This window comes from Ectothiorhodospira marina, from assembly GCF_900109495.1.
GTDB lineage: Bacteria > Pseudomonadota > Gammaproteobacteria > Ectothiorhodospirales > Ectothiorhodospiraceae > Ectothiorhodospira > Ectothiorhodospira marina.
Window position 1 is genome coordinate 177,505 of sequence record NZ_FOAA01000003.1, and the last position, 20,719, is coordinate 198,223.

General features: G+C 63.5%; 20 protein-coding genes. 15 read left to right on the forward strand and 5 right to left on the reverse strand.

The features are described from left to right. Positions 1 to 143: 143 nt before the first annotated feature. The 14 genes from BMY52_RS04710 (at position 144) to fis (ending at position 12,393) form a co-directional block, all read left to right on the forward strand. Positions 144 to 686, forward strand: a complete 543-nt coding sequence (locus tag BMY52_RS04710) for an FxsA family protein (RefSeq protein ID WP_090251542.1) — start codon at positions 144 to 146, stop codon at positions 684 to 686. A 306-nt stretch (positions 687 to 992) separates the two neighbouring features. Then, on the forward strand, positions 993 to 1,574 hold the full coding sequence (locus BMY52_RS04715) for a thioredoxin family protein (RefSeq protein ID WP_090251544.1): 582 nt from the start codon (positions 993 to 995) through the stop codon (positions 1,572 to 1,574). Between the two features lie 20 nt (positions 1,575 to 1,594). Continuing rightward, positions 1,595 to 2,935 carry a TolC family protein gene (locus tag BMY52_RS04720; RefSeq protein ID WP_245740589.1) on the forward strand — a complete coding sequence of 447 codons (1,341 nt, stop codon included), beginning with the start codon at positions 1,595 to 1,597 and terminating at the stop codon, positions 2,933 to 2,935. Between the two features lie 116 nt (positions 2,936 to 3,051). Continuing rightward, a complete protein-coding gene (locus BMY52_RS04725; RefSeq protein ID WP_177169849.1) occupies positions 3,052 to 3,840 on the forward strand; it encodes an efflux RND transporter periplasmic adaptor subunit in 789 nt (262 codons plus the stop codon). Positions 3,841 to 3,891: 51 nt separating this feature from the next. Next, a complete protein-coding gene (gene cutA / locus BMY52_RS04730; RefSeq protein WP_090251549.1) occupies positions 3,892 to 4,212 on the forward strand; it encodes a divalent-cation tolerance protein CutA in 321 nt (106 codons plus the stop codon). Then, positions 4,209 to 6,038 (forward strand): protein-disulfide reductase DsbD, encoded by a 1,830-nt coding sequence (locus BMY52_RS04735; protein ID WP_090251552.1) that lies wholly within the window; start codon positions 4,209 to 4,211, stop codon positions 6,036 to 6,038. The genes cutA and BMY52_RS04735 overlap by 4 nt, the downstream gene beginning before the upstream one ends. A gap of 246 nt (positions 6,039 to 6,284) precedes the next feature. Continuing rightward, positions 6,285 to 6,833, forward strand: coding sequence for a TlpA family protein disulfide reductase (locus tag BMY52_RS04740; protein ID WP_090251555.1), 549 nt, complete (start codon positions 6,285 to 6,287; stop codon positions 6,831 to 6,833). A 267-nt stretch (positions 6,834 to 7,100) separates the two neighbouring features. Further along, on the forward strand, positions 7,101 to 7,544 hold the full coding sequence (gene aroQ / locus BMY52_RS04745) for a type II 3-dehydroquinate dehydratase (protein WP_090251557.1): 444 nt from the start codon (positions 7,101 to 7,103) through the stop codon (positions 7,542 to 7,544). Between the two features lie 5 nt (positions 7,545 to 7,549). Further along, a complete protein-coding gene (accB, locus tag BMY52_RS04750; RefSeq protein ID WP_090251560.1) occupies positions 7,550 to 8,029 on the forward strand; it encodes an acetyl-CoA carboxylase biotin carboxyl carrier protein in 480 nt (159 codons plus the stop codon). A 13-nt stretch (positions 8,030 to 8,042) separates the two neighbouring features. Continuing rightward, complete coding sequence (gene accC / locus BMY52_RS04755) at positions 8,043 to 9,383, forward strand: acetyl-CoA carboxylase biotin carboxylase subunit (protein ID WP_090251562.1); 1,341 nt, start codon at positions 8,043 to 8,045, stop codon at positions 9,381 to 9,383. A 31-nt stretch (positions 9,384 to 9,414) separates the two neighbouring features. After that, the gene (prmA, locus tag BMY52_RS04760) at positions 9,415 to 10,293 is read left to right on the forward strand and encodes a 50S ribosomal protein L11 methyltransferase (RefSeq protein WP_090251564.1); all 879 of its coding nucleotides are present in this window, start codon (positions 9,415 to 9,417) and stop codon (positions 10,291 to 10,293) included. A 52-nt stretch (positions 10,294 to 10,345) separates the two neighbouring features. Further along, positions 10,346 to 11,068, forward strand: a complete 723-nt coding sequence (locus tag BMY52_RS04765; protein ID WP_177169850.1) for a DUF3426 domain-containing protein — start codon at positions 10,346 to 10,348, stop codon at positions 11,066 to 11,068. Between the two features lie 81 nt (positions 11,069 to 11,149). Continuing rightward, entirely contained in the window at positions 11,150 to 12,136 is a 987-nt protein-coding gene (gene dusB / locus BMY52_RS04770; protein ID WP_090251569.1) for a tRNA dihydrouridine synthase DusB, read from the forward strand. Further along, complete coding sequence (gene fis, locus BMY52_RS04775) at positions 12,133 to 12,393, forward strand: DNA-binding transcriptional regulator Fis (protein ID WP_218140390.1); 261 nt, start codon at positions 12,133 to 12,135, stop codon at positions 12,391 to 12,393. Before dusB ends, fis begins: the two co-directional genes overlap by 4 nt. Positions 12,394 to 12,599: 206 nt before the next feature. On the opposite strand, the gene prsT is transcribed toward fis, so the two are convergent. Further along, positions 12,600 to 15,398: an XrtA/PEP-CTERM system TPR-repeat protein PrsT gene (prsT, locus tag BMY52_RS04780; RefSeq protein WP_090251571.1), complete on the reverse strand. Its 2,799-nt coding sequence runs from the start codon at positions 15,396 to 15,398 to the stop codon at positions 12,600 to 12,602. A 362-nt stretch (positions 15,399 to 15,760) separates the two neighbouring features. Here prsT and BMY52_RS04785 point away from each other — a divergent pair, with 362 nt between their 5' ends. Continuing rightward, positions 15,761 to 16,702 (forward strand): hypothetical protein, encoded by a 942-nt coding sequence (locus tag BMY52_RS04785; RefSeq protein ID WP_090251574.1) that lies wholly within the window; start codon positions 15,761 to 15,763, stop codon positions 16,700 to 16,702. Here the strand turns inward: BMY52_RS04785 and BMY52_RS04790 are convergent. The 4 genes from BMY52_RS04790 to BMY52_RS04805 all read right to left on the reverse strand — a co-directional run bounded on the left by BMY52_RS04790 (position 16,674) and on the right by BMY52_RS04805 (position 20,642). Next, positions 16,674 to 17,552 (reverse strand): GNAT family N-acyltransferase, encoded by an 879-nt coding sequence (locus tag BMY52_RS04790; RefSeq protein ID WP_090251577.1) that lies wholly within the window; start codon positions 17,550 to 17,552, stop codon positions 16,674 to 16,676. The two genes, BMY52_RS04785 and BMY52_RS04790, sit on opposite strands and share 29 nt — an antisense overlap. A gap of 151 nt (positions 17,553 to 17,703) precedes the next feature. After that, complete coding sequence (locus tag BMY52_RS04795) at positions 17,704 to 18,453, reverse strand: PEP-CTERM/exosortase system-associated acyltransferase (protein ID WP_177169851.1); 750 nt, start codon at positions 18,451 to 18,453, stop codon at positions 17,704 to 17,706. A 24-nt stretch (positions 18,454 to 18,477) separates the two neighbouring features. Further along, complete coding sequence (locus BMY52_RS04800; protein WP_245740591.1) at positions 18,478 to 19,908, reverse strand: DUF1302 family protein; 1,431 nt, start codon at positions 19,906 to 19,908, stop codon at positions 18,478 to 18,480. Beyond that, a complete protein-coding gene (locus BMY52_RS04805) occupies positions 19,905 to 20,642 on the reverse strand; it encodes an outer membrane lipoprotein-sorting protein (protein WP_245740592.1) in 738 nt (245 codons plus the stop codon). Before BMY52_RS04805 ends, BMY52_RS04800 begins: the two co-directional genes overlap by 4 nt. Positions 20,643 to 20,719: the final 77 nt, after the last annotated feature.

Here is a 20,719-nt window from a genome sequence, read left to right on the forward strand (position 1 = left end):
ATGTCAAGGGGGGAACAATCGACAAAATCTCAAAGGGGACGGATTTCAATCCGTCCCCTTTGACCGGAAGCCCAGGGGTCGCGGTTTACGCGCCCATCGTGGCGCTGTTATAAACAACCCAAATCCAACGGAAACCCCTCGCCATGCCTGTCTTTCCGATCCTTCTCATCCTCTTTTTCACCGTCCCGCTGGTGGAAATCTACGTCCTGATTCAGGTGGGCGGGATCATCGGCGTCTGGGCCACGGTGGGCTTGGTGGTGCTCACCGCAGTGGTCGGCGCCGCCCTGCTGCGCCGCCAGGGCCTGGCCACGCTCACGCGGGTGCAGCAAAGCATGGATCGCGGACAACTGCCGGCCACCGAACTGGTGGAAGGCTTCTTCCTCATCGTCGGCGGCGCCCTGCTGCTCACCCCAGGGTTCGTCACTGACGTGGTGGGCTTTGCCTGCCTGCTCCCGGGCAGCCGCCGTGTGATGGCCAAGTACCTGATCAGTCGCGGCGTGTTCATGGCCCATACCCATGCCCGGAATGTGTACACCGAGTACCGGGGCCAGGGGCCGCACCCCGGGGCCGGGCCAGCTGGCGACCCGCGCCGCCCGGGGGGCGGGCAGACCATCGATGGGGAATGGGAGCGAGAGGAGGAGAACAGGCCGGAGGTGGAACCGCCGGAGAAGGATCGGGATCGGTAAGCCTCCACCCTCACCCTCACCCCAACCCCTCTCCCGCCAGCGGGAGAGGGGCTTCAATCACCTTTCCCTGCGGGGCACAGGATCCATGCCTCTTCCTCCCCTGGTGGGCTTAGGGTCCAGGACTCTCTTCCCTTGGAGAGCATGGAAACCATGACTCCCTTCTCCCCTCGGGGGAGAAGGGCCGGGGATGAGGGGGATGCGGCGGGCACAAGTCCGACGACCGCCCACCCCAACAAAAACTTCTTTCCATATCTCCCGCGGATATATTAAATTGACATTCACGGATCGAACCGCAGGAGATATGCCATGCGCACCCGCCACCCCAGAACGGACCGCCCCAGCCTGCCCCTGCTCATCAGCCTGCTGCTGAACCTGGCTCTCATCCTGCCCCTGGCAGGCCAGGTCGGGGCCGAGGAGCGCGACCCCTACGCGCACTTCTTCCGCACCACCTTCGGCGATTTCCAGGAGGAACTGGAACTGGCTCGGGATGAAGGCAAGAAGGGCATCCTCATCTTCTTCGAGATGGATGCCTGCCCCTTCTGCCACCGCATGAAGGACAACGTGCTCAATCAGCGCCAGGTGCAGGAGTACTACAACGCCCACTTCGCCAACTTTTCCGTGGACGTGGAAGGCGCCATTCAGATCACCGACTTCCAGGGTGAATCCACCACCGAACAGGCCTGGGCCTTTGAGGAACACGGCGTGCGGGCCACGCCGGTATTCCAGTTCTTCAACCTGGACGGCGAACCCATCGCCCGGCTGACCGGCCCCACCTCCAGTGTGGAGGAGTTCCTCTGGCTGGGTGAATACGTGGAGGGTGGTCACTATGAGGACCAGCCTTTCAGCCGTTACCGGCGTGAGCGCCAGCAGGAGGCCCGGGGCGGCTGAACCGCGACCGGATCGGCCCCATGCAACCTCAACGCATGATCCGGGCCCTGGGCCCGCTGGTGTGCCTCGCGCTGATGCTGCCCGTGCAGCCCCCCATACAGGCCAATGAACTGCCCCGCCCCCTCACCCTTGTGGATGCCCTGGAGCAGGCCAGCCCGACCCATCCCCGTCTGATCCAGGGGCAGGCCCGTCAACGGTCGGCCGAGGCGGATAGAGCCCTGGCCGGGAGCCGCGACGACCTGGAGATCGGGCTGCAACTCACCCCCCGCTGGATCGAACCCAACGACCGGGCACCCATTGATCGCCACGACGACTCCCGCGCCCTGCTCCAGGCCCGCAAGACGCTGTATGACTTTGGCCGCACCCGTCATCAGCAGGCCGCCGCCGAAACCACCCTGAGGGGCGAGACGCTGACGCTGACCGACACCCGCGCCCAGCGGCGCCTGGAGATCATGCGAGGGTATTTCCAGGTATTGCTGGCGGATCTCACCTACGCCCGGGACAACGAGGCCATGGCGGTGGAATTCGTGGAACTCAACCGGTTGCGCGAGCGCCACGCCCTGGAACAGATCTCCGACATCGATCTGATGGCCCGGGAGAATCGCTACCAGGCCGCACGAATACAACGCCATGCCAGCCTGCAACGCACCCGGGCCGCGCGCCAGCAGTTGGCCCTGATCCTGGGGTATCCCGATGACATACCGGATCGCCTGCGCCAGCCTGATCTGCCAGGCAATGACCGGGACCTACCGGATCTGGAAGCGTTGTGGAACATCGCCGGGCACCACAACCCGCAACTGCGCGCCTTGCGCCTGGAGGTGGAGGCCGCCGGCCAACGCGTCGCCGCCCAGCGGGCCGAGGGCCGCCCCCTCCTGCATGCAGAGGCAGAAGCCGGCTGGTGGAGCCGGGAATTCGGTGGGGATCGCAATCCGCTGGCCCTGGGGCTGGTGCTGGACATCCCCCTGTATTCCGGCGGACGCGTGGATGCCGCCACGGCCCGGGAACAGGCTCAGCGTCTGGAGGCCCGGGGCGACCTGGCCGAGGCGGAATACGCCCTGCGTCAGGACGTACTGGAGACCTGGCAGCGTATCCAACACCTGACCACCCGACGCGAGCAGGCCCAGGTCCATGCTGATTATCGGGATTTGTATCTGGACCGCAGTCGCAGCCTGTACGAGATGGAAGTGGCCACCGACCTGGGTGATGCCATGACCCGACAGTCCGAGGCCCTGCTGCTCACCGCCGAGATCGAATTCCTGCTGGCTCTGGCCTGGGAACGCCTGGCCCTGCTCACCGGGCAACCCGGCTTCAGCCCGCTGGAATCCTCCCTGCCAGCGCTCACGGGCATCGACCACGAATGACCAACCAAGGGATCGCGACGATGGGGATAACAAACATGAGAAAGGGGGCAAAAAAGGGGACAGACCCCTTTTCCGCGCGCCAGCGGCGCGCACAGAAAAGGGGTCTGTCCCCTTTTTTGCCCCCTTTTTTCCCTTTCTTCCCTTTTTTCCTGATCACCCTGCTGCTCGCCCCCCTGACCACCCTGGCCGAGGAAGGCCTCTCTAACGAGACACCGGCCCGACTGGACTGGTCGACGCGGATGGAACTGGGCAGTCCGGTCTCGGGGACCGTGACGGCGGTGAAGGTTCAGTCCGGGGATCGCGTCGCTGCGGGAGATCTGCTGGTGACCCTGGATGGCCGCGCCTCCCGGGCCGAGCTGGAGCGCGCCCAAGCCCAGGCACAGCGCCTCAAACTGGCCCGCGAGGAGGCCGAACGGGAATATGAACGTACCCGGGAGATGTATGACCAGGCCCTGATTTCCAGCCGGGAGCTGGCCCTCGCAGAGATCGATCAGTCCATGGCCCGGGCCGCTCACCAAGGCGCCTTGGCGGAACTCACCCAGGCGCGCCTGAACCTGGAATACAGTCAGGTGAAAGCGCCCATGGAGGCCCTGGTGGTAGCCCGGCATGTGCATCCAGGCCAGGTGATACAAAACACCTTGCAGGTACAGCCCCTGGTGACCCTGGCCGTGGCCCACCCCATGCTGGCGACACTGGAGGTCTCAAGCCAGGGTGCCACCGAACTGGAACCGGGCACCGAGGCACACGTGCGGGTAGGAGACCAGGAATTTCAGGGACGGGTCAGGCGGGTGTCACTGGAGTCCCGTGAGGATACCCCGGACACCTTCCAGGTGTGGGTGGCCTTTGATCCACCCGAGGGGCATCGGCTGCGCGCAGGGATGTCGGCGTGGGTGGTACTACCCTGAGGCAGCACTTACACTCGAGCCTCATCCTCAGTTGCACCCCCTGGAGCGACCATGCAAGAACCCCTGTTGATCATCACCACACTGGACGATGAGGCCCGCGCCCGGGAGATCGGCGGACTCCTGGTGGAAAAGCGCCTGGCGGCCTGTGTCACCGTGTTGCCCGCCTCCACTTCCATCTATGAATGGGAGGGCGAGATCCAGGAAGACTCGGAACATGTGCTACTGATCAAATCCCGGGCGGAGTGCTACGAGGCACTGGAAGAGGCCCTGCTGGACGAGCACCCCTATGAACTTCCGGAGATCATTGCGGTTCCAATCACCCACGGACTTGAAGGCTACCTGGACTGGATAGAGGACACCACGGACCCATGATTGATTTGTCGCTGCTGAAACGGCTTCTGCTTCCCCTCCTTCTTCTCCTGCTGGTGCCGTCGGGATCGGCACTGGCACAGATGGGAATGGAAGATGAACTGCTGCCACCGGAACAGGCCTTTGCCTTCGATGCCTACATGGCCGACGCAGACACGGTGGTGGCGGAATGGGTGATCGCCGACGGCTATTACCTTTACGGCGAGCAGTTCCGTTTCGAATCGCAGACCGACGGCATCGAACTGGGCGACCCCCGGCGTCCGGCGGGCACCACCAAAGAGGACGAGTTCTTCGGGCAGGTGGAGACCTACCGGGATCGTATCCGCGTACAAATCCCCCTCACCCGCACCGATGACGCCCCGGACACTCTGGACCTGCAGGCCCGGTCCCAGGGTTGCGCCGATATCGGCGTGTGCTACCCGCCGCAGTTTCAGACCGCCTCACTGGATCTGAACGACCTCCGCGGCGCCGTGGAAGACGACGCCACCACCACTGACGCCCCACCCGCCGGCCCGATCTCGGAACAGGATCGTGTGGCAGGTCAACTGGCGGATGGTCGCGTCTGGCTGGTGGCCCTGGCCTTCTTTGGTTTTGGCCTGCTGCTCACCTTCACGCCTTGCGTGTTTCCCATGATCCCCATCCTGTCCAACATCATCCTGGGACAGAAGGATCTCACCACCCGCAAGGCCTTCCTCATCTCCCTGGTGTTCGTGCTGGCCATGGCCCTCACCTATACCGTGGCGGGCGTGATAGCCGGCCTGGCCGGGGCCAACCTGCAAGCGGCCTTCCAGAACCCCTGGATCATCGGCGGCTTCGTGGCCATCTTCATCGCCCTGGCCCTGTCCATGTTCGGCTTTTTCGAACTGCAGATGCCCGCGTCCATCCAGACCCGGCTCTCCGCCGTCTCCAACCAGCAACAGGGAGGCACGTTGGTCGGCGCGGGCATCATGGGGTTTCTCTCTGCCCTGATCGTCGGCCCCTGTGTCACCGCCCCGCTGGTGGGGGCGCTGCTGTACATCAGCCAGACCGGTGATGCGTTTCTGGGGGGGCTGGCGCTGTTCAGCCTGAGCATGGGCATGGGGCTGCCGCTGCTGATCCTGGGCACCTCAGCCGGGAAGCTTCTGCCCCGCGCCGGCGCCTGGATGGATACCGTCAAGGCGGTGTTCGGTGTGCTGCTGCTGGGCATGGGCATCTGGCTGCTGGAGCGGGTGATGCCCGCACAGGTGACCATGCTGCTGTGGTCGGCCCTGTTGATCGTCTCCGCCGTGTACATGGGCGCGCTGACCTCCCTGCCAGACGCCGCCAGGGGCTGGCGAGCCCTGTGGAAGGGCCTGGGCCTGGTGATCCTGGTCTACGGCGTGATCCTGATGATCGGCGCTGCCTCCGGGGGCAAGGATGTGCTCCGCCCCCTGAGCGGGCTGGCCCTGAGCGGCGGTAGCGCCGCCAGCGAGCAGGCCAGCCTCTCGTTCCGCCCGGTGGAGAGCCTGTCGGATCTGGAGCGTGAACTGGAGGCAGCCCGCGAGTCGGGCCAGCCGGTGGTCCTGGACTTCTACGCCGACTGGTGTGTGGACTGCGTTCGCATGGAACGCACCACTTTCCAGGACGCGGACGTGGTGGCCGCCCTCTCCGGCGCCCGTCTGCTCAAGGCGGACGTGACCGGCAACACCCCCGAACACCGGGAGTTGATGCGGCACTTCGAGCTGTTCGGGCCACCGGCCATGATCTTTTTCAATGCCGAGGGGGAGGAACGGCGGGCTTACCGGATGATGGGATACAAGGCAGCCGAGCCGTTCCTGGAGCATGTGAACCTGGCATTTGAACGGGGGTGACGCTGGCAACAGCGCACTCTCACCCCAACCCCTCTCCCGCCAGCGGGAGAGGGGCAATATGGACCCCTGCCCCACGGAAAAGGCTCCCTTCTCCCCGCCGGGGAGAAGGGCCGGGGATGAGGGGAAACGGAGGGCAGCATGCAAAGTCCATCCACACCCCAACGCCCCTCCCGCAAACGGTAGAGGGGGCTCATTTCCACTCACAGACTTCATTGACATCGCACATCACAACGGATCCTGGCTATCATGACCCCAAGACACCTTCTCACCCCCCTCCTCTCCCTCGCCCTGATCGCCGGGGGCATGACCCTCACCGCGACCTCCCTGGCCCCGGCCGCCGCGCAGGCCGACAGCGGCCTCACCGGTGGCGGCATGCAGGGCCAGCAGCGGCCGGATTTCAAACTGCCCGACATGGACGGCGAATCCCGTCATATCAGCGAGTGGGACGACCGTGTGGTGCTGGTGAACTTCTGGGCCACCTGGTGCCCGCCGTGCCGCAAGGAGATGCCCCTGTTCGTGGAAATCCAGGAAGAATACGAGGAACAGGGCCTGACCATCGTCGGCGTGGCCCTGGATGAACACCAGGCAGTGAGTGACTTCATCGACACCTACGGCATCAACTTCCCCGTCCTCATCGGTGAGGACGCTGCCATGGATGTGGCCAGTGCCTATGGCAACCGCTATGGCAGCCTGCCCTACAGCGTGCTGCTGGATCGGGACGGCAAGGTGCGGTACATCCATGCGGGCGAGCTGAAGCGGGGCACGCTGGAGCGGGAGATGAAGCCCCTGTTGTGAGCCCCGTGAGGTGACTGCCCTCACCCCAACCCCTCTCCCGCGAGCGGGAGAGGGGCTCGTGCCCCACCCCAATCTCGTCACAAATTCCGCGGAACTTGCCCCAAACTCCGGGCAAAATCATTGTTCCCTTATTTAGCGGCTGGACAGCCCCCTGCCCTTGAGGCACAATCCTGGGCACCTTTGGGGGGTGTCCTTTCTCTGCGCATCGCTGCGGTTTCATCCCGCAAAGGTCGGGTATTTCCCACTTTCAAGCGTGCGTGAATCCACATGGCCAAGTTCCTGCTGCTGAACGGTCCCAACCTGAACCTCCTGGGCACTCGCGAGCCGGGCATTTATGGCGCGCAAACGCTGGATGACATCGTCCAGTCCCTGCAGCAACAGGCACACCACGCGGGTCATGCCCTGGAGGCCTTCCAGTCCAACGCCGAGCATGCCCTCATTGATCGCATTCATGAGGCGCGCACTCAGGGTGTGGACTGCATCCTGATCAACCCCGGGGCCTTCACGCACACCAGCATCGCCTTGCGCGACGCCCTGCTGGGCGTTGCCATCCCTTTCATCGAAGTGCATCTGTCCAACACCTTCGCCCGCGAGGCCTTTCGCCACCACTCCTATCTTGCGGACGTGGCAGCCGGTGTGATCATCGGTCTGGGGCCACAGGGATACGCGCTGGCGCTGGAGGCGGCCATCCAACAGACAACCCGAAGCTGAGCACCATGGATATCAGAAAGATCAAGAAACTCATCGAACTACTGGAAGAATCCGGCATTAACGAGATCGAGATCCAGGAGGGAGAGGAATCCGTGCGCATCACCCGGGCGGCCCAGAACACCGGTCAGGCCTTCATGATGCCGCAGAACTTCATGGTGCCCGGCGGCACCCCGCAACCGGCGGCACCCGCGGCCCCACCCACCCCGGCAGCCGCTCCCACCGAGAGCAACAGCAGCACCAGCCTGCCCACCGGGCATCAGGTGATCGCCCCCATGGTGGGCACCTTCTACCGGGCGCCCACACCAGGCGCCAAATCCTTTGTCGAGGTGGGCCAGTCGGTGGAGGAAGGGGATACCCTCTGCATCATCGAGGCCATGAAGATGCTCAACCAGATCGAGGCGGACAAGGCCGGCGTGATCAAGGCCGTGCTGGTGGAAAACGGCCAGCCGGTGGAATACGGCGAGCCCATGTTCATCATCGACTGAGGGGCAGCCACCCATGTTTGACAAGATACTGATTGCCAACCGGGGCGAGATCGCCCTGCGCATTCTACGGGCCTGCCGGGAGATGGGCATCAAGACCGTGGCAGTGCACTCCGATGCCGACCGCGACCTCAAGCACGTGCGCCTGGCGGACGAGTCCGTCTGCATCGGCCCGGCCCGCTCCACCGACAGTTACCTGAACGTGCCCGCCATCATCAGCGCCGCCGAGGTCACCGACGCCGAGGCCATCCACCCGGGCTACGGCTTCCTCTCGGAGAATGCGGATTTTGCCGAGCGGGTGGAGTCCAGCGGCTTTGTCTTCATCGGCCCTCGAGCCGACACCATCCGCCTGATGGGTGACAAGGTCTCCGCCAAGGACGCCATGCAAAAAGCCGGCGTGCCCTGCGTGCCGGGCTCCGGCGGAGCCCTGGGCGACGACCCTGAAGCCAATCTGGAACTGGCCCGCAAGATCGGCTACCCGGTGATCATCAAGGCGGCCGGTGGCGGTGGCGGGCGCGGCATGCGCGTGGTGCATTCCGACGGCGCACTGATCAACGCCATCTCCCTGACCCGCAGCGAGGCCGCCTCGGCCTTCAACAACCCCGTGGTCTACATGGAGAAATACCTGGAAAAGCCCCGCCATGTGGAATTCCAGGTGATCGCCGACGAGCATGGCAACGCCATCAGCCTGGGCGAGCGGGACTGCTCCATGCAGCGCCGCCACCAGAAGGTGATCGAGGAAGCCCCCGCCCCCGGCATCACGGATGAACAGCGCAAGCGCATCGGCGATCGCTGTGCCGAGGCCTGCCGCACCATCGGCTACCGGGGCGCCGGTACCTTCGAGTTTCTCTACGAGGACGGCGAGTTCTTCTTCATCGAGATGAACACCCGTGTACAGGTGGAGCACCCGGTCACGGAGATGGTCACCGGCCTGGATATCGTCCGTGAGCAGATCATGGTGGCAGCGGGACACCCCTTGAGCATCACTCAAGAGGAAGTGGTATTGCGCGGCCATTCCATCGAATGCCGCATCAACGCGGAGGATCCAGCCAACTTCATGCCCTCACCGGGCACCATCAGCCAGTACCATGCGCCCGGCGGTCCCGGTATCCGTGTGGACACCCATATCTATAATGGCTACAAGGTGCCGCCCTATTACGACTCCATGATCGGCAAGCTGGTGAGCTTCGGAGCCACCCGGGACATCGCCATCGCCCGCATGCGTGGCGCCCTGTCGGAGATCGTGGTGGAAGGCATCAAGACCAACATCCCCTTGCACCGGGATCTGCTGGCCGATGTGTCCTTCCAGAATGGCGGCACCGACATCCATTATCTCGAGAAGAAGCTCAAGCTTTGAGCGCCATGCACGCAGTACGCGAGAACACCCCATGATTCAGATCACCCTCCCCGCCAAGGCGGAACAGACTGAAGCCGTCGAGGATGCCCTGCTGGGTCATGGGGCGGTCTCCGTGATGCTGCGCGATGCCGGTGACGTACCGCTGCTGGAGCCGCTGCCCGGCGAGGAGCCCCTGTGGCCAGACCTGCTGGTGACCGGGCTGTTCCAGCCCGACATCGACCTGGATGAACTCACCCACATCCTGGCGGTGGAACTGGCCATGGACGCCTCGCGCATCCACCATGAGGTGCTGCCGGACCGTGACTGGGTGCGGGCCTGCATGGATGACTTTCATCCCATCCGCTTTGGCCAGCGCCTGTGGATCGTACCCACCTGGCACGAGACCCCGGATGCCGACGCCGTGAACATCCGCCTGGACCCGGGCCTGGCCTTCGGTACCGGCACCCACCCCACCACGGCCATGTGCCTGCGCTGGCTGGACGCCCATCCACCGCAGGCACAGGAGGTCCTGGACTATGGTTGTGGTTCCGGCATCCTGGCCATCGGCGCCCTGAAACTGGGGGCCCAAAGTACCTGGGCCGTGGACATCGACCCCCAGGCCATGACCGCCACCCGGGAGAATGCCCAGCGCAATGACATCCCCGATGAGCAACTGATCACCGGCCTGCCGGACGTCCTCCCGGAGGATGCGTGCTTTGATCTGACCCTGGCCAACATCCTGGCCAGCCCGCTGATGGCACTGGCCCCGGCCTTGGCCGGACGCACTCGCCCCGGTGGCCGGATCATCCTGGCCGGCCTGCTGGACCGCCAGGCCAATGACCTGATGTCATGCTATGAACGCTGGTTCGAGATGCGCATCGCCGACCAGCAGGAAGGCTGGACCCTCCTGGAAGGCACCCGCCGACAATAGCAGGAACCCCCTGTGGGAGCGGCCCTGGCCGCGAACAAGGCGACCCGGACCAATGACCGACGACACCAACACGCCGGAAGACCCACCCCGCCCCCGGCGTCGCGCCCTCAACCCCGGCGCCTTCGGCGTACAACGCTACGACGACACCCACCGCCCCGGCCAATCCCGGCCGGCGGTGCCGCTAGGCCAGACCAGTAGCCCTTTCGAAGACGTCTTTCCACCCGTATCCGATGAGCCGGGTTCGACTGCAGACCCTGGCATTCCTCATGCACTGCGCGAGGATCTGGAACGCTCGGGCGCCCGGCCACGCAGCACCGCCCGCACCCTGGCCTGGGGCAACGCCTGCCTGGCCCTGATCCTGCTGCTGGGCGGCCAGGTGGCCTATCAGGAGCGTTATCAACTCCTGGCCATTGAACCTCTGGAGCCCTGGGTGCGCGCCGCCTGCACCCCGCTGGACTGCCAGCTACCGGAACGCCGCGACTTGGCCGCCCTGCGCATCTCCCAGCGCCAGGTCGCCAGTCACCCGGACCAGCCCGACGCCCTCATGGTGACGGCTCTCATCGAGAATCAGGCCGGATTCGCCCAGCCCCACCCCATCGTGGAACTCACCTTCATGGACGTGATGGGCCGACCCCTGGCCGCCCGCCGCTTCCAGCCCCTGGATTACCTGTCCGGCCCCGGCTTCCCCATCCCGCCGGGTCAAAGCGCGGAACTCAGGCTGGAACTCAAGGACCCGGGCGGCGAGGCGGTGGCCTACGAGTTCCGGTTTTTGTGAGTCAAGCTTTAACCACCGCCCCCCCATGGGTATCATGAACGGTCCGTCGCACCCCCGTGCTTCCCAACGCCCCCTGGACCCATGCAGATCGGACCCCACACCCTGGACACCCCGCTGATCCTGGCCCCCATGGCCGGCATCACCGACCGGCCCTTTCGTCAACTCTGCCGACGCCTGGGCGCCGGCATGGCCGTGTCCGAGATGGTGCATTCGGATACCCGGCTGTGGAGCACGGATAAATCCCGCCTGCGCCTGGACCAGCGCGGCGAGGCAGGCCCCCGCAGCGTGCAGATCGCCGGGTATGATCCGACCATGATGGCTCAGGCCGCAGCGGGCGCCATCGAGCGCGGGGCGCAGATCATCGACATCAACATGGGCTGCCCTGCCAAGAAGGTGGTGAACCGCGCCGCCGGGGCGGCCCTGCTGGGGGATGAGAATCGGGTGCGGCAGATACTCAAGGCCGTGGTGGCCGCATCCTCCGTCCCGGTGACCCTGAAGATCCGCCTGGGCATCGATCGGGCGCATCTCAATGCCCCCATCATCGCCCGCATCGCCGAGGACAGCGGCATCCAGGCCCTGGCCGTCCACGGTCGCACCGGTGCCTGCCGCTACAGCGACCCGGTGGATTACGCCGGGATTGCCCAGGTGAAACAGAGCGTGCAGATCCCCGTGATCGCCAATGGCGACATCCGCACCCCCGAAGAGGCGGTTCACGCGCGTGAAGTCACCGGCGCCGACGCCCTGATGATCGGCCGCGGTGCCCAGGGGCGACCCTGGATCTTCCGTCGCATCGCCCACACCCTGGCCACAGGCGAGATCCCACCCGAGCCGGGGCTGCGGGAGGTCTGGGCGATCATGAACGAGCACCTGGATGCCCTGTACGACTTCTATGGAGAGTCAGTGGGGGTACGCGTGGCAAGAAAGCATATCGGCTGGTACCTGGCCGACCGCCCCGGCGCGGAACAGGTGCGCCCCCATATCCTGCGCGCCGACACGCGCATCGAACAGCAGCCACCACTGGACAGCTACTTCCAGGCGCTTTGCCAAGCCGAGGACATCGCGGCATGAATCAGCCCATCATGGAAAGCACCCAGGAAGGCGAAACCCTGGCCGCGGCCGTGGAACAGGCCCTGACCGAATACTTCGCCAAACTCGACGGCCACGAACCGGACAACCTTTACCGGATGGTGATCGAGGAAGTGGAACGCCCCCTGCTGGAATGCGTGCTCCGCCACTGCGACGGCAACCAGAGCCGCGCCGCCCATTACCTGGGGATGAACCGGGGGACGTTGAGGAAGAAATTGCGGCAGTATGAGCTGGGTTAACGCTCAAACATCACGCTGGTGAGTCACCCCAGATGATAAAAGATACGCCACAAGCCCCTCTCCCCCCAGGGGAGAGGGGTTGGGGTGAGGGGTGAGGGACGAGGACCGGCCCAGTGCCTGCCTCATCCCCCTCATCCCCGACCCTTCTCCCCCGAGGGGAGAAGGGAGCTTCTATAGCTGAACCTGAGTGCTTTCACATTAAATCATCAGGATTCCAGTCGACTCAACAACTCCTCTGCCTCCTGACGCTCGGTAAACTCCCCGGCCTCGGCCAGCAGGTCGCGCAAGACCGATGCGGCCTCGTCCGAACGGCCATTGCGCTCCAGCGCCACGGCATAGTGATAGCCGACGGCGGCCTCATCAGGCAGGGCCTCACGGGCCTCCGTGATCAGCTCCAGGGCCCGGGACGGGTCGCCGTGATCCAGCAGGGCCATCCCAAGGGTGTCCTTGATGCTCGGGCTTTCCGGCTGCAGCTCATGGGCCCGCTGGGCCAGTTCCAGGGAGCGCTCATCCCCTTCCCGCTGATAGATGTAGGAGAGGTTGTTCAGCACGATGGGGTTTTCCGGAAAACGCTCGACCAGGATCTCGTAATCCTCCCGGGCTGCCGCCATATCACCGGCACTCAGCACGGTGGTGGCCAGCATCATGCGCGACTGGTGATCGTCCGGGAAGTTCTCCAGGTGCTCACGCATCTGTTCGCGGGCCGCGGCCTCATCACCGGCACGGCGCTTGACCTCGAAGCGCTTCATGGCCACCTCCGAAGACACCTGCGCCTCGTAGGAGGATTCGTAGGCCTGGGCGGCCTGACCATAGTCCTCCCGCGCAGCCAGGATGTCCCCTTCCATGAGATAACCCACGGCCCGCGTCGCATCCAGATCCTGCATGCGACGCGCCAGGGTCATGGCCTCGTCATCACGACCTTCCTGACGCTCCAGGCGGGCCAGGGTGACCAGCGCTCCGGCATGGTTTTCATCCCGCGCCAGCACCCGCTCCAGCGACCGCCGTGCCTCGCCGAGGCGCTCCGCTTGCCCCTGGGCGATGGCCAGACGGAAATGCACCTCGGGGGAGTCCGGGCGCAACTCGGTCAGACGACGCAAGGTGGTGATCCCTTGGTCAAGCTGACCCGCCGACACCTGGGCCATGGACAGCACTTCCAGCACCGCTGCGTTGTCGCCATACGGCTCTTGAATGCCCTCGAGCACCGTCAAGGCCTCTTCCGGCTCACCCGTTTGCAGACGATAGCGGGCCAGCACGATGCGGGGTTCCAGGGCATCCGGTCCGGCCTCCACCGCCCGCTGCAGGTACTGCCCGGCCTCGGCCGGTTCACCCTGCTCCACCTCGAACTCGGCCATCAGCATCAGCAGGCGCACATTCTCGGGGTTGGCTTCCAAGCCGGACTCCAGCACCTCACGGGCCTCTTCAGCGCCCTCCATGCGTAACTTGAGCATGGCCAGATTGCGCGTGGCCGTCACGTTACCCGGGTCCAGCCGACGGGCCTCCTCGAAGGCTGCGATGCCATCCTGGGTATGCCCGAGTCCGAAGAAGGCCACGGCCCGCAGATTATGAACCCCCGCGGCATCGGGGTGCTTTTCAGCAAACTCATCCGCCTTGCTCAGGGCCTGATCGAACTGTCTCTCTTCGAGCAGACGCACCACCCCTGCCAGTTCAAGGCCTTCCGCCTCGGGGGCCATCTCGCTCAGGGTCTCCAGTTCACGAAGGCCTCCCACCCGGTCCCCGCCCTGCATAAGGGCACGAGCCAGATTCATCCGCGCCTGCAAGGAGTCGGGATCCAGATCCACCTGCTGGCGCAGCAGGTCAAGGGTGGCCTGGGTGTCGCCCCGGGAGGCATGTACGCCGGCCATCAACTGCAAGGCCACCCGGTCTGCCTCATCCTCCGCCAGCACACGCTTCAGTAAGGCCTCGGCATCATCCACCTGACCCACCTGCATGCGAACGGCAGCCAGCAAGCGATTGGCTGCCGCAGACTGCGGGTTGCCCCGCAGATAACGGGACAGATGGGTATCGGCCTGCTGAGTGTTGCCCAGGGCATAGTGGCTGGCCCCGGCAAAGAAGCGGGCTGGCAGGTAATCCGGATTCAGGCGCAGGGTCTCCTCCATTGCCCTCACGGCGGCCTGGTGATTCTGCTCATGGAAGCTGAGCAGACCGCTCATGTAGGACGTAGCCGGCAGATCCGGTCCCAGTTCGCGCAGGGCATTCAGATCTTCCCCCGCCTCATCGAAGGACTGCAGGCCCACGCGGGTGAGGGCACGGTTGAAATGCCCCATATAGGGGTTGGGCGCCGACTCGATCACCCGCGTATAGGCCTCGGCGGCCTCCTCCAGATTGCCCTCGCTGCGGTGGATGTCACCGGAGAGCGACCAGGCCGGCGCATGCTGCGGATCCTCCGCCAGTGCCTCGGCCAACAGTGCCTTGGCCCGATCCATATCGCCCTGCAAGGCCCGCACCTCGGCCAGGGTGGTCAGGGAGGGGGCATGCGCTGGATCCAACTCCAGTGCCGCTTCCAGCTCCGCGACCGCCGCTTCCGGATCATTCACCCCCAGATGGGCACGGGCCAGCAGCAGGTGAAATTCCAGAGGATCTTCGAATTCATTGGCCTCATGGGCCTGCAATTGCGCCCGAACAGTCTGGAACTCACCCTGCATCAGACGCGCCCGGGCCATGTAGATGACCGATTCGGGATCATCCCACCCCAGGGAATGCGCCCGGCGAAACTCCGAGAGCGCTGCCGCCGGCTCACCCATCTCCAGGTGCACCCGACCCAGTTCCCAGCGGGCATCCACGTGGTCCGGGTTTTCCTGCAACAGGTTGCGATATTCGATGATGCTGGCGCGCACCTCGCCGGTGGCCAGGTAATCCCGAGCGCGCTCAAGCCGTTCCTCTTCCGTGTAGCTGGTCTGACCGCACCCGGCCAACCAGACCGTACCCGACACCAGCAGACCAGCCAGTGCCAGTCTGACGTATTTGGTGAGATGCTTCTGTTCCATGGTGACACCCTCAAGTGTTGCTTAGTCGATCATCGGACCTTCCAGACGAACGAACTCCTCACCTCAGCTTGCCCGGCCCATTCCACGGCATTGCAAGGAAAGGCGACACTACCGTAAAGGCTGTCGCGCGCAGGAGTTCTCATGCTTGAACATGAGCATACGCCTTGAGGGCTTTGCGAGAAATACTATTGGGAGTTTTGGTGAGTTGCAGGCTCAAGCAGGTATCGCATGATGTGAGACCCTCTCCCCCTGTTTGAACGGATCACATTCATAGGCTAGAGTCGGTCGGGAAGCGCTTGCTTACAGCCTTCTATCACGCCCAAGCAGCACCCGCGTCTACTCCCCTGCCCTGGAAAAAGCCCATGGATCCCGTCTCAGCGGATGAACAGGTCTATCAGCAGATTCATCTTGACGTGGCCCGCAACGCCACGGACGACTTCAACCCGTTCCATGACGCCGACAAGTGGCACCGCATTCATCAGAACCCCTTTGGCGGCCCCATCGTCCTGGGGTTTCAGATGGAGTGCCTGGCCGAGTACCGAGTCACGCGCCACCGAGCACTGGACAGCACGGATGACGACCCACCCGCCGCCTTTCGCAACTATCAGTTCACCTTTGCAGGCGTACTGCGCACCGACGAACCCTTCCGCATGGAGATCAAGCCCACAAAAAGGACCAGCACACCCGATGGCGGCTGGACCCGCTCAAACCGCGTCGTTGTCAGAAAGGCCGACGGCCTGGTACTGATCGGGCAGATCCGAGACTCTGACCGCCCCCTGGCCTTACCGGACATCACGCCGCCAGCGGTGCCGCATACGGCCCTGTCCGAACTGGCGGACCGCAGCCCCGTGCCGGATGGTCACTGGTTCCACAAGCGCAAGTTCATGACCAACAGCAACGCCAAGAACCTGCTATCCGGATCACTGGCCAGGCAGGCGGACTATTTCGATGAACTGGAGGATCGCGTCAACTATCCCGACATGTTCCCCACCGCCATGATCTCGTGTGCCCTACTGGAGCGCACGCATGCCGCGGGACATGACTTCTATGCCAACCCGATGGTGTACACCACGCATCATTTCAGCGTCGACCAAAGGCTGGCGCGGCGCCTGCGCAGTGCAGATGCCCTTCACCTACTGGTAAGCAACCCCCAAGTGGTTGCCGGAAACGGCGGTGGGCTAGGGAATACCGGGATCGAGCAGCAACGACACACTTGCCTGGGGCTGCTGGAGAATGGCGGGATTCTCTTTCGTGGAGAGGTGATGCTAGCCCCGCTTAATGCCATTCTGGGGAGTGGTGAGTAACCTCGGATGCATACCGGTAAGGCGCTGCGGCACTCAGAAACAGCCGAGCCATATCGGGTGACGATTCCACGGCACGTTGCACGGCCGTCTCTACATGGGCCAGGTAAGGGTAGCGGACACCTCGATGCTCGCACGGAACGCCAGCTAAAGAGAATTCAAACCCCAGACGGCTGACCATTCTGGCCAAAGCCCGATTCACCAGGAAATACATGTAGGGAATGTCCTGGTGGCGGCTGTATTCAATGGCGGCCCGAAGCATGCCGGCAAACAACTCGGATCGCATCGGCCCAGTGGGTGCACACGAACGGGCTTCTGGTAGTCCAACGGGTCCGATCATGGCATTCATACCCTGACGGTTGAGGCATTCTCCATCGTCTGCCTGCATCGATCGGAACAAGGGACCTCGCTGCTGTGTGCGCCAACCGCCAATGACGGTGCGACCATCAACCTGGGCCTTACGCCCTTCCCAGCATGGGTCATCCTGACTGGCATGGGCGGGCAAGCGATGGCGCTGGTAGTCACCCGTGATACAGATCCGTGACAACTCCGTTGCCGCCCCTGGGTGTGCCAGGGTGCCCACCTGGCTCAGGCGCGTGAGCCGATGAACGGGAAGGTCTCCCTGCATAGCATGCACAAGGCGCGTCGTGCCCACCCACTGCCCCGTATCCCGCTCACGCACGATGAAGGCGGTTGCATTAACGTCCCAGGCATCCCGCTCCTGACCGTCCGGAAAGGCGCCAGGATCTTCGAAGCCCCTTTCCAGGCAATAAACCGCATAACGGAGTTCGTGATGGATTCGCAGCGTGTCGGGCGTGTCGGCGACCACGACTTCATAACGCGCATCAAACATGCTTTTCGTCCCGCAGTTGTCAGCATTCGTGCGGAATTAAAGCATTTTCTCCCCCTCAGATCGGGTACGGGGTCACATAACGGCCCATTCCTTCGATCTCAAAGGGTTTTTTTGATCAGCATCACATAAGCAATCGGTATCTCCCTGGCTGTCAATCCAATGGCTGCGACTGCATCAAACTGCTGTGTACAAAGTCATGCAATTCCCGGATATCAGGTCGCATGGAATCCAGAACTGCCTGAACCGTCACATGGTAAGCGGCCCGAGAGCCGTGGTACTCCATCGGCTCGCCCACTTGCACAAAGGGAAATCCAGCGGACTGTAGCATCCGCGCCAAACGCCGCTCCATCATGACGAAGGCATGTTGCCGACCGGCACCCGCCATCAACGATGTACCCGCGCAGAACAGGGCAAGCCCCAGCAAAGGGAAGGTGCGGCGCTGATCCTCCGTGATGCTCTCCGCGATCGCGATACCGATCGGCGATTCAGATTCCCCCTTACGACGCCGGAACTGGGTATGCACCGCCAAACGTGACACCTCGGCCAGCTCGTGGCGTGGGAGCAACCTTGGGTGCAGTTCAGGGTGATTCAGACTATGGCCACAAAACCTCTCCATGGGCAGTTCCCAGGCCTCATCATCGTCCGGCGGAGACACCACCCTGAGACAGCCCGCCCCTTGACCACTGGGACGATGCACGATCAAGCATTGCAATGAATGGGGATCATAATCATCCTGCTCCATCCCCCCCGGGCAGTCCTCCTCGCGCTCATACCCAAACTCGCGACAGTATACGTCATAACGGATACTGTAAGCCCGCTCACGCAACTCAGGAGTATCCGCATTCAACACCTGAAAATAGTCCTGGAAATGGTCCACCAAGGTCCTTTCTTTCTCTTCCATCGTCATCTCTCCCACCGCCGGCGCTCAGAAACGGGCCAGCAGCCCGGCCGTGAATAGATCATGATGCTCATGAAAACCACCCAAGGTTCCCTCGGCACCCTCGAAATAATGATAACCCACATACCATTCATGGGGCTCATGCCCCAGGTAAGCCAAGCGTGGATTCAAATACACATCACGCTCATGCAATCCCAGGAAGAAACGGATTCTCGCCTCCCATCGCCCGCGGCCGAATAGCTGCTCTGCATCACCAAAGAACGTATAGGTATTGCGATCTTCCAGCAGCGTCTCGGGCGCGTCCAGCAGATGGTTACCACCCAGCTGCAGGTTCACTCGCAGATCGGCATCCCCGGGGAAAAATTCCACGCCGCCCACCCATTCCAAAGCCTCCACCTGAGTGTAATCCAACACCTCGGTTGTCACCGGCTGGTCACTCAACCAAGCCGCCTCGAAGCGCCAGGTAGAGCGGCCGATGGCTACACCCAGGTCCCCCCCCAACACCCAGGTACGCGGATGCTCAGTCTCAAAGGCATAAGGCGACGCACCGAGCGCCGCCTGAAGATCCACGGGATTTGTCAGTAGCGCCTCTCTCACACGGGTGTCGAGCACGTAGTAAGGCAAAGAGTGGCGGGCTCGCTGAATAGTCACAGCGTAGTCATGACCCCGTCCGGCACGACTCAGCCTGAGCCCCCAACCTCCTGCACCGCCGGCATCCTCATCAAAGCGCCCCTCTCGGATCAGCGCCGCCATCGCCGGGTTCCCAGGCACCCCCATGATGCGCCCCCGCTCCCGATCCACCGGGTGCCAGAAGCTGCCCTCTTTGGGGAGTTCCGCAGACCGAAACCAGGGCACATAAAGCGCATCCAGCTTGTAATCGCCCCAAAACTCCTCCCAGCGCAAGGCCGGCACTGCCCGCCGGCGATCCTCCATATCATCCAGCACCAGACGTGTAACGTCTTGCACACTCAACCGATCTGTGGGAGGTAACTCATCCACTCGCCCCCAAGTGACTTTTTGGGTGCCCAGGGTTACCCGTCGTGCAGCACCACGATAACTCAGATAGATTTCGCCGTAGTCCAGTTCAGTGCGCTCGACATTCTCATCCCCCGTCTGCCATGTGGAATCCAGTCGCCCCTCAAGGCGCGCCCCCCAGTTATCGCCCACCGGGAACAGGGCACTCGCCTGAGCCTGCAGGGTATGAACGCCTGAAACCGCCCCCGTCCCAGCAGGAAAACCCAGTTCAGCCCGCACAGGGTCGACGGAGACACGCTCAACCCAATGGGTCTCTGGCATCACCACCGGCTCTTCACGCGTCACCGGCGGCTCACCGAAGATGATTGACTCGGCCCACGCCAGGGGCGTGTGGAGCAGTAATGCGCCCCCCAACATCCACCAATAAGCGGCGCTGCGACCATTGCTGCGACCATTAAAGCCCCTGCCAGACAAGGGGATCATGGTCGGTAACGGCTTTCAAGGGCCGGGTCCTCCAAGGCCCGGCTGGTGAACAGCGATTCGGGTAGATCCCGGTCATATGTGGCCTCATCCACCCGTATGCGGGTCCGATGACCGGAACTCAGATCCGTCATCGTACTGTCCATCACTGTCCAGTACCCCTGGATTCGATCGATACGCTGGATCTCCATGCGCTTGATCGGTCGATCGGGCTGCCCTTGGGCATAGAAGTCGATTCGCAGCGGCAGCAGGCTAGGCTCATGGATCCAACTCACACGACGCCCGTAAGCGGAATTACCCGGGTCCACTGGTACACTCTCAAGCTTGAGTGTAGTGACACCCAGGACCTCCTCCTCACCGAGATACCGGTGTGTGTCCTGATCGGGCTTTCTGTCCTGGACATCCTCAAAATAGAGATCCGATCCTACGAAACGTCCGCCGCGACGAGCCGTCGGGATACGCCGGGTGCGATCCATGGCGGGCAGGTACACCCACTGGTCGCTGGTACCATCCGGATGATCCAGGGTTAACAATCCCGTATTGACAATGTCTGCAGGCGCCGTAAAGCGAATCAGAGACCAAAGCTGGCCCGGCTCCCGGGTAAGCTGGTAGGTCACCATCTCCCGCACCCGAGGAGTGCGTCCCTCTTCCTCCAGCAACATGGCGCCGCGGGTGGTGAGATCACTGCCTTCGGGCCGGTCGTAGACCCGCTGGGCCAGGTCCTGGCCCAGCGCCAAGGCATCATCCGACGCCGCCGCGAGCGATACGGATACACACATCATTCCAAGAAAAGCCATCGACACGATCAAACGCT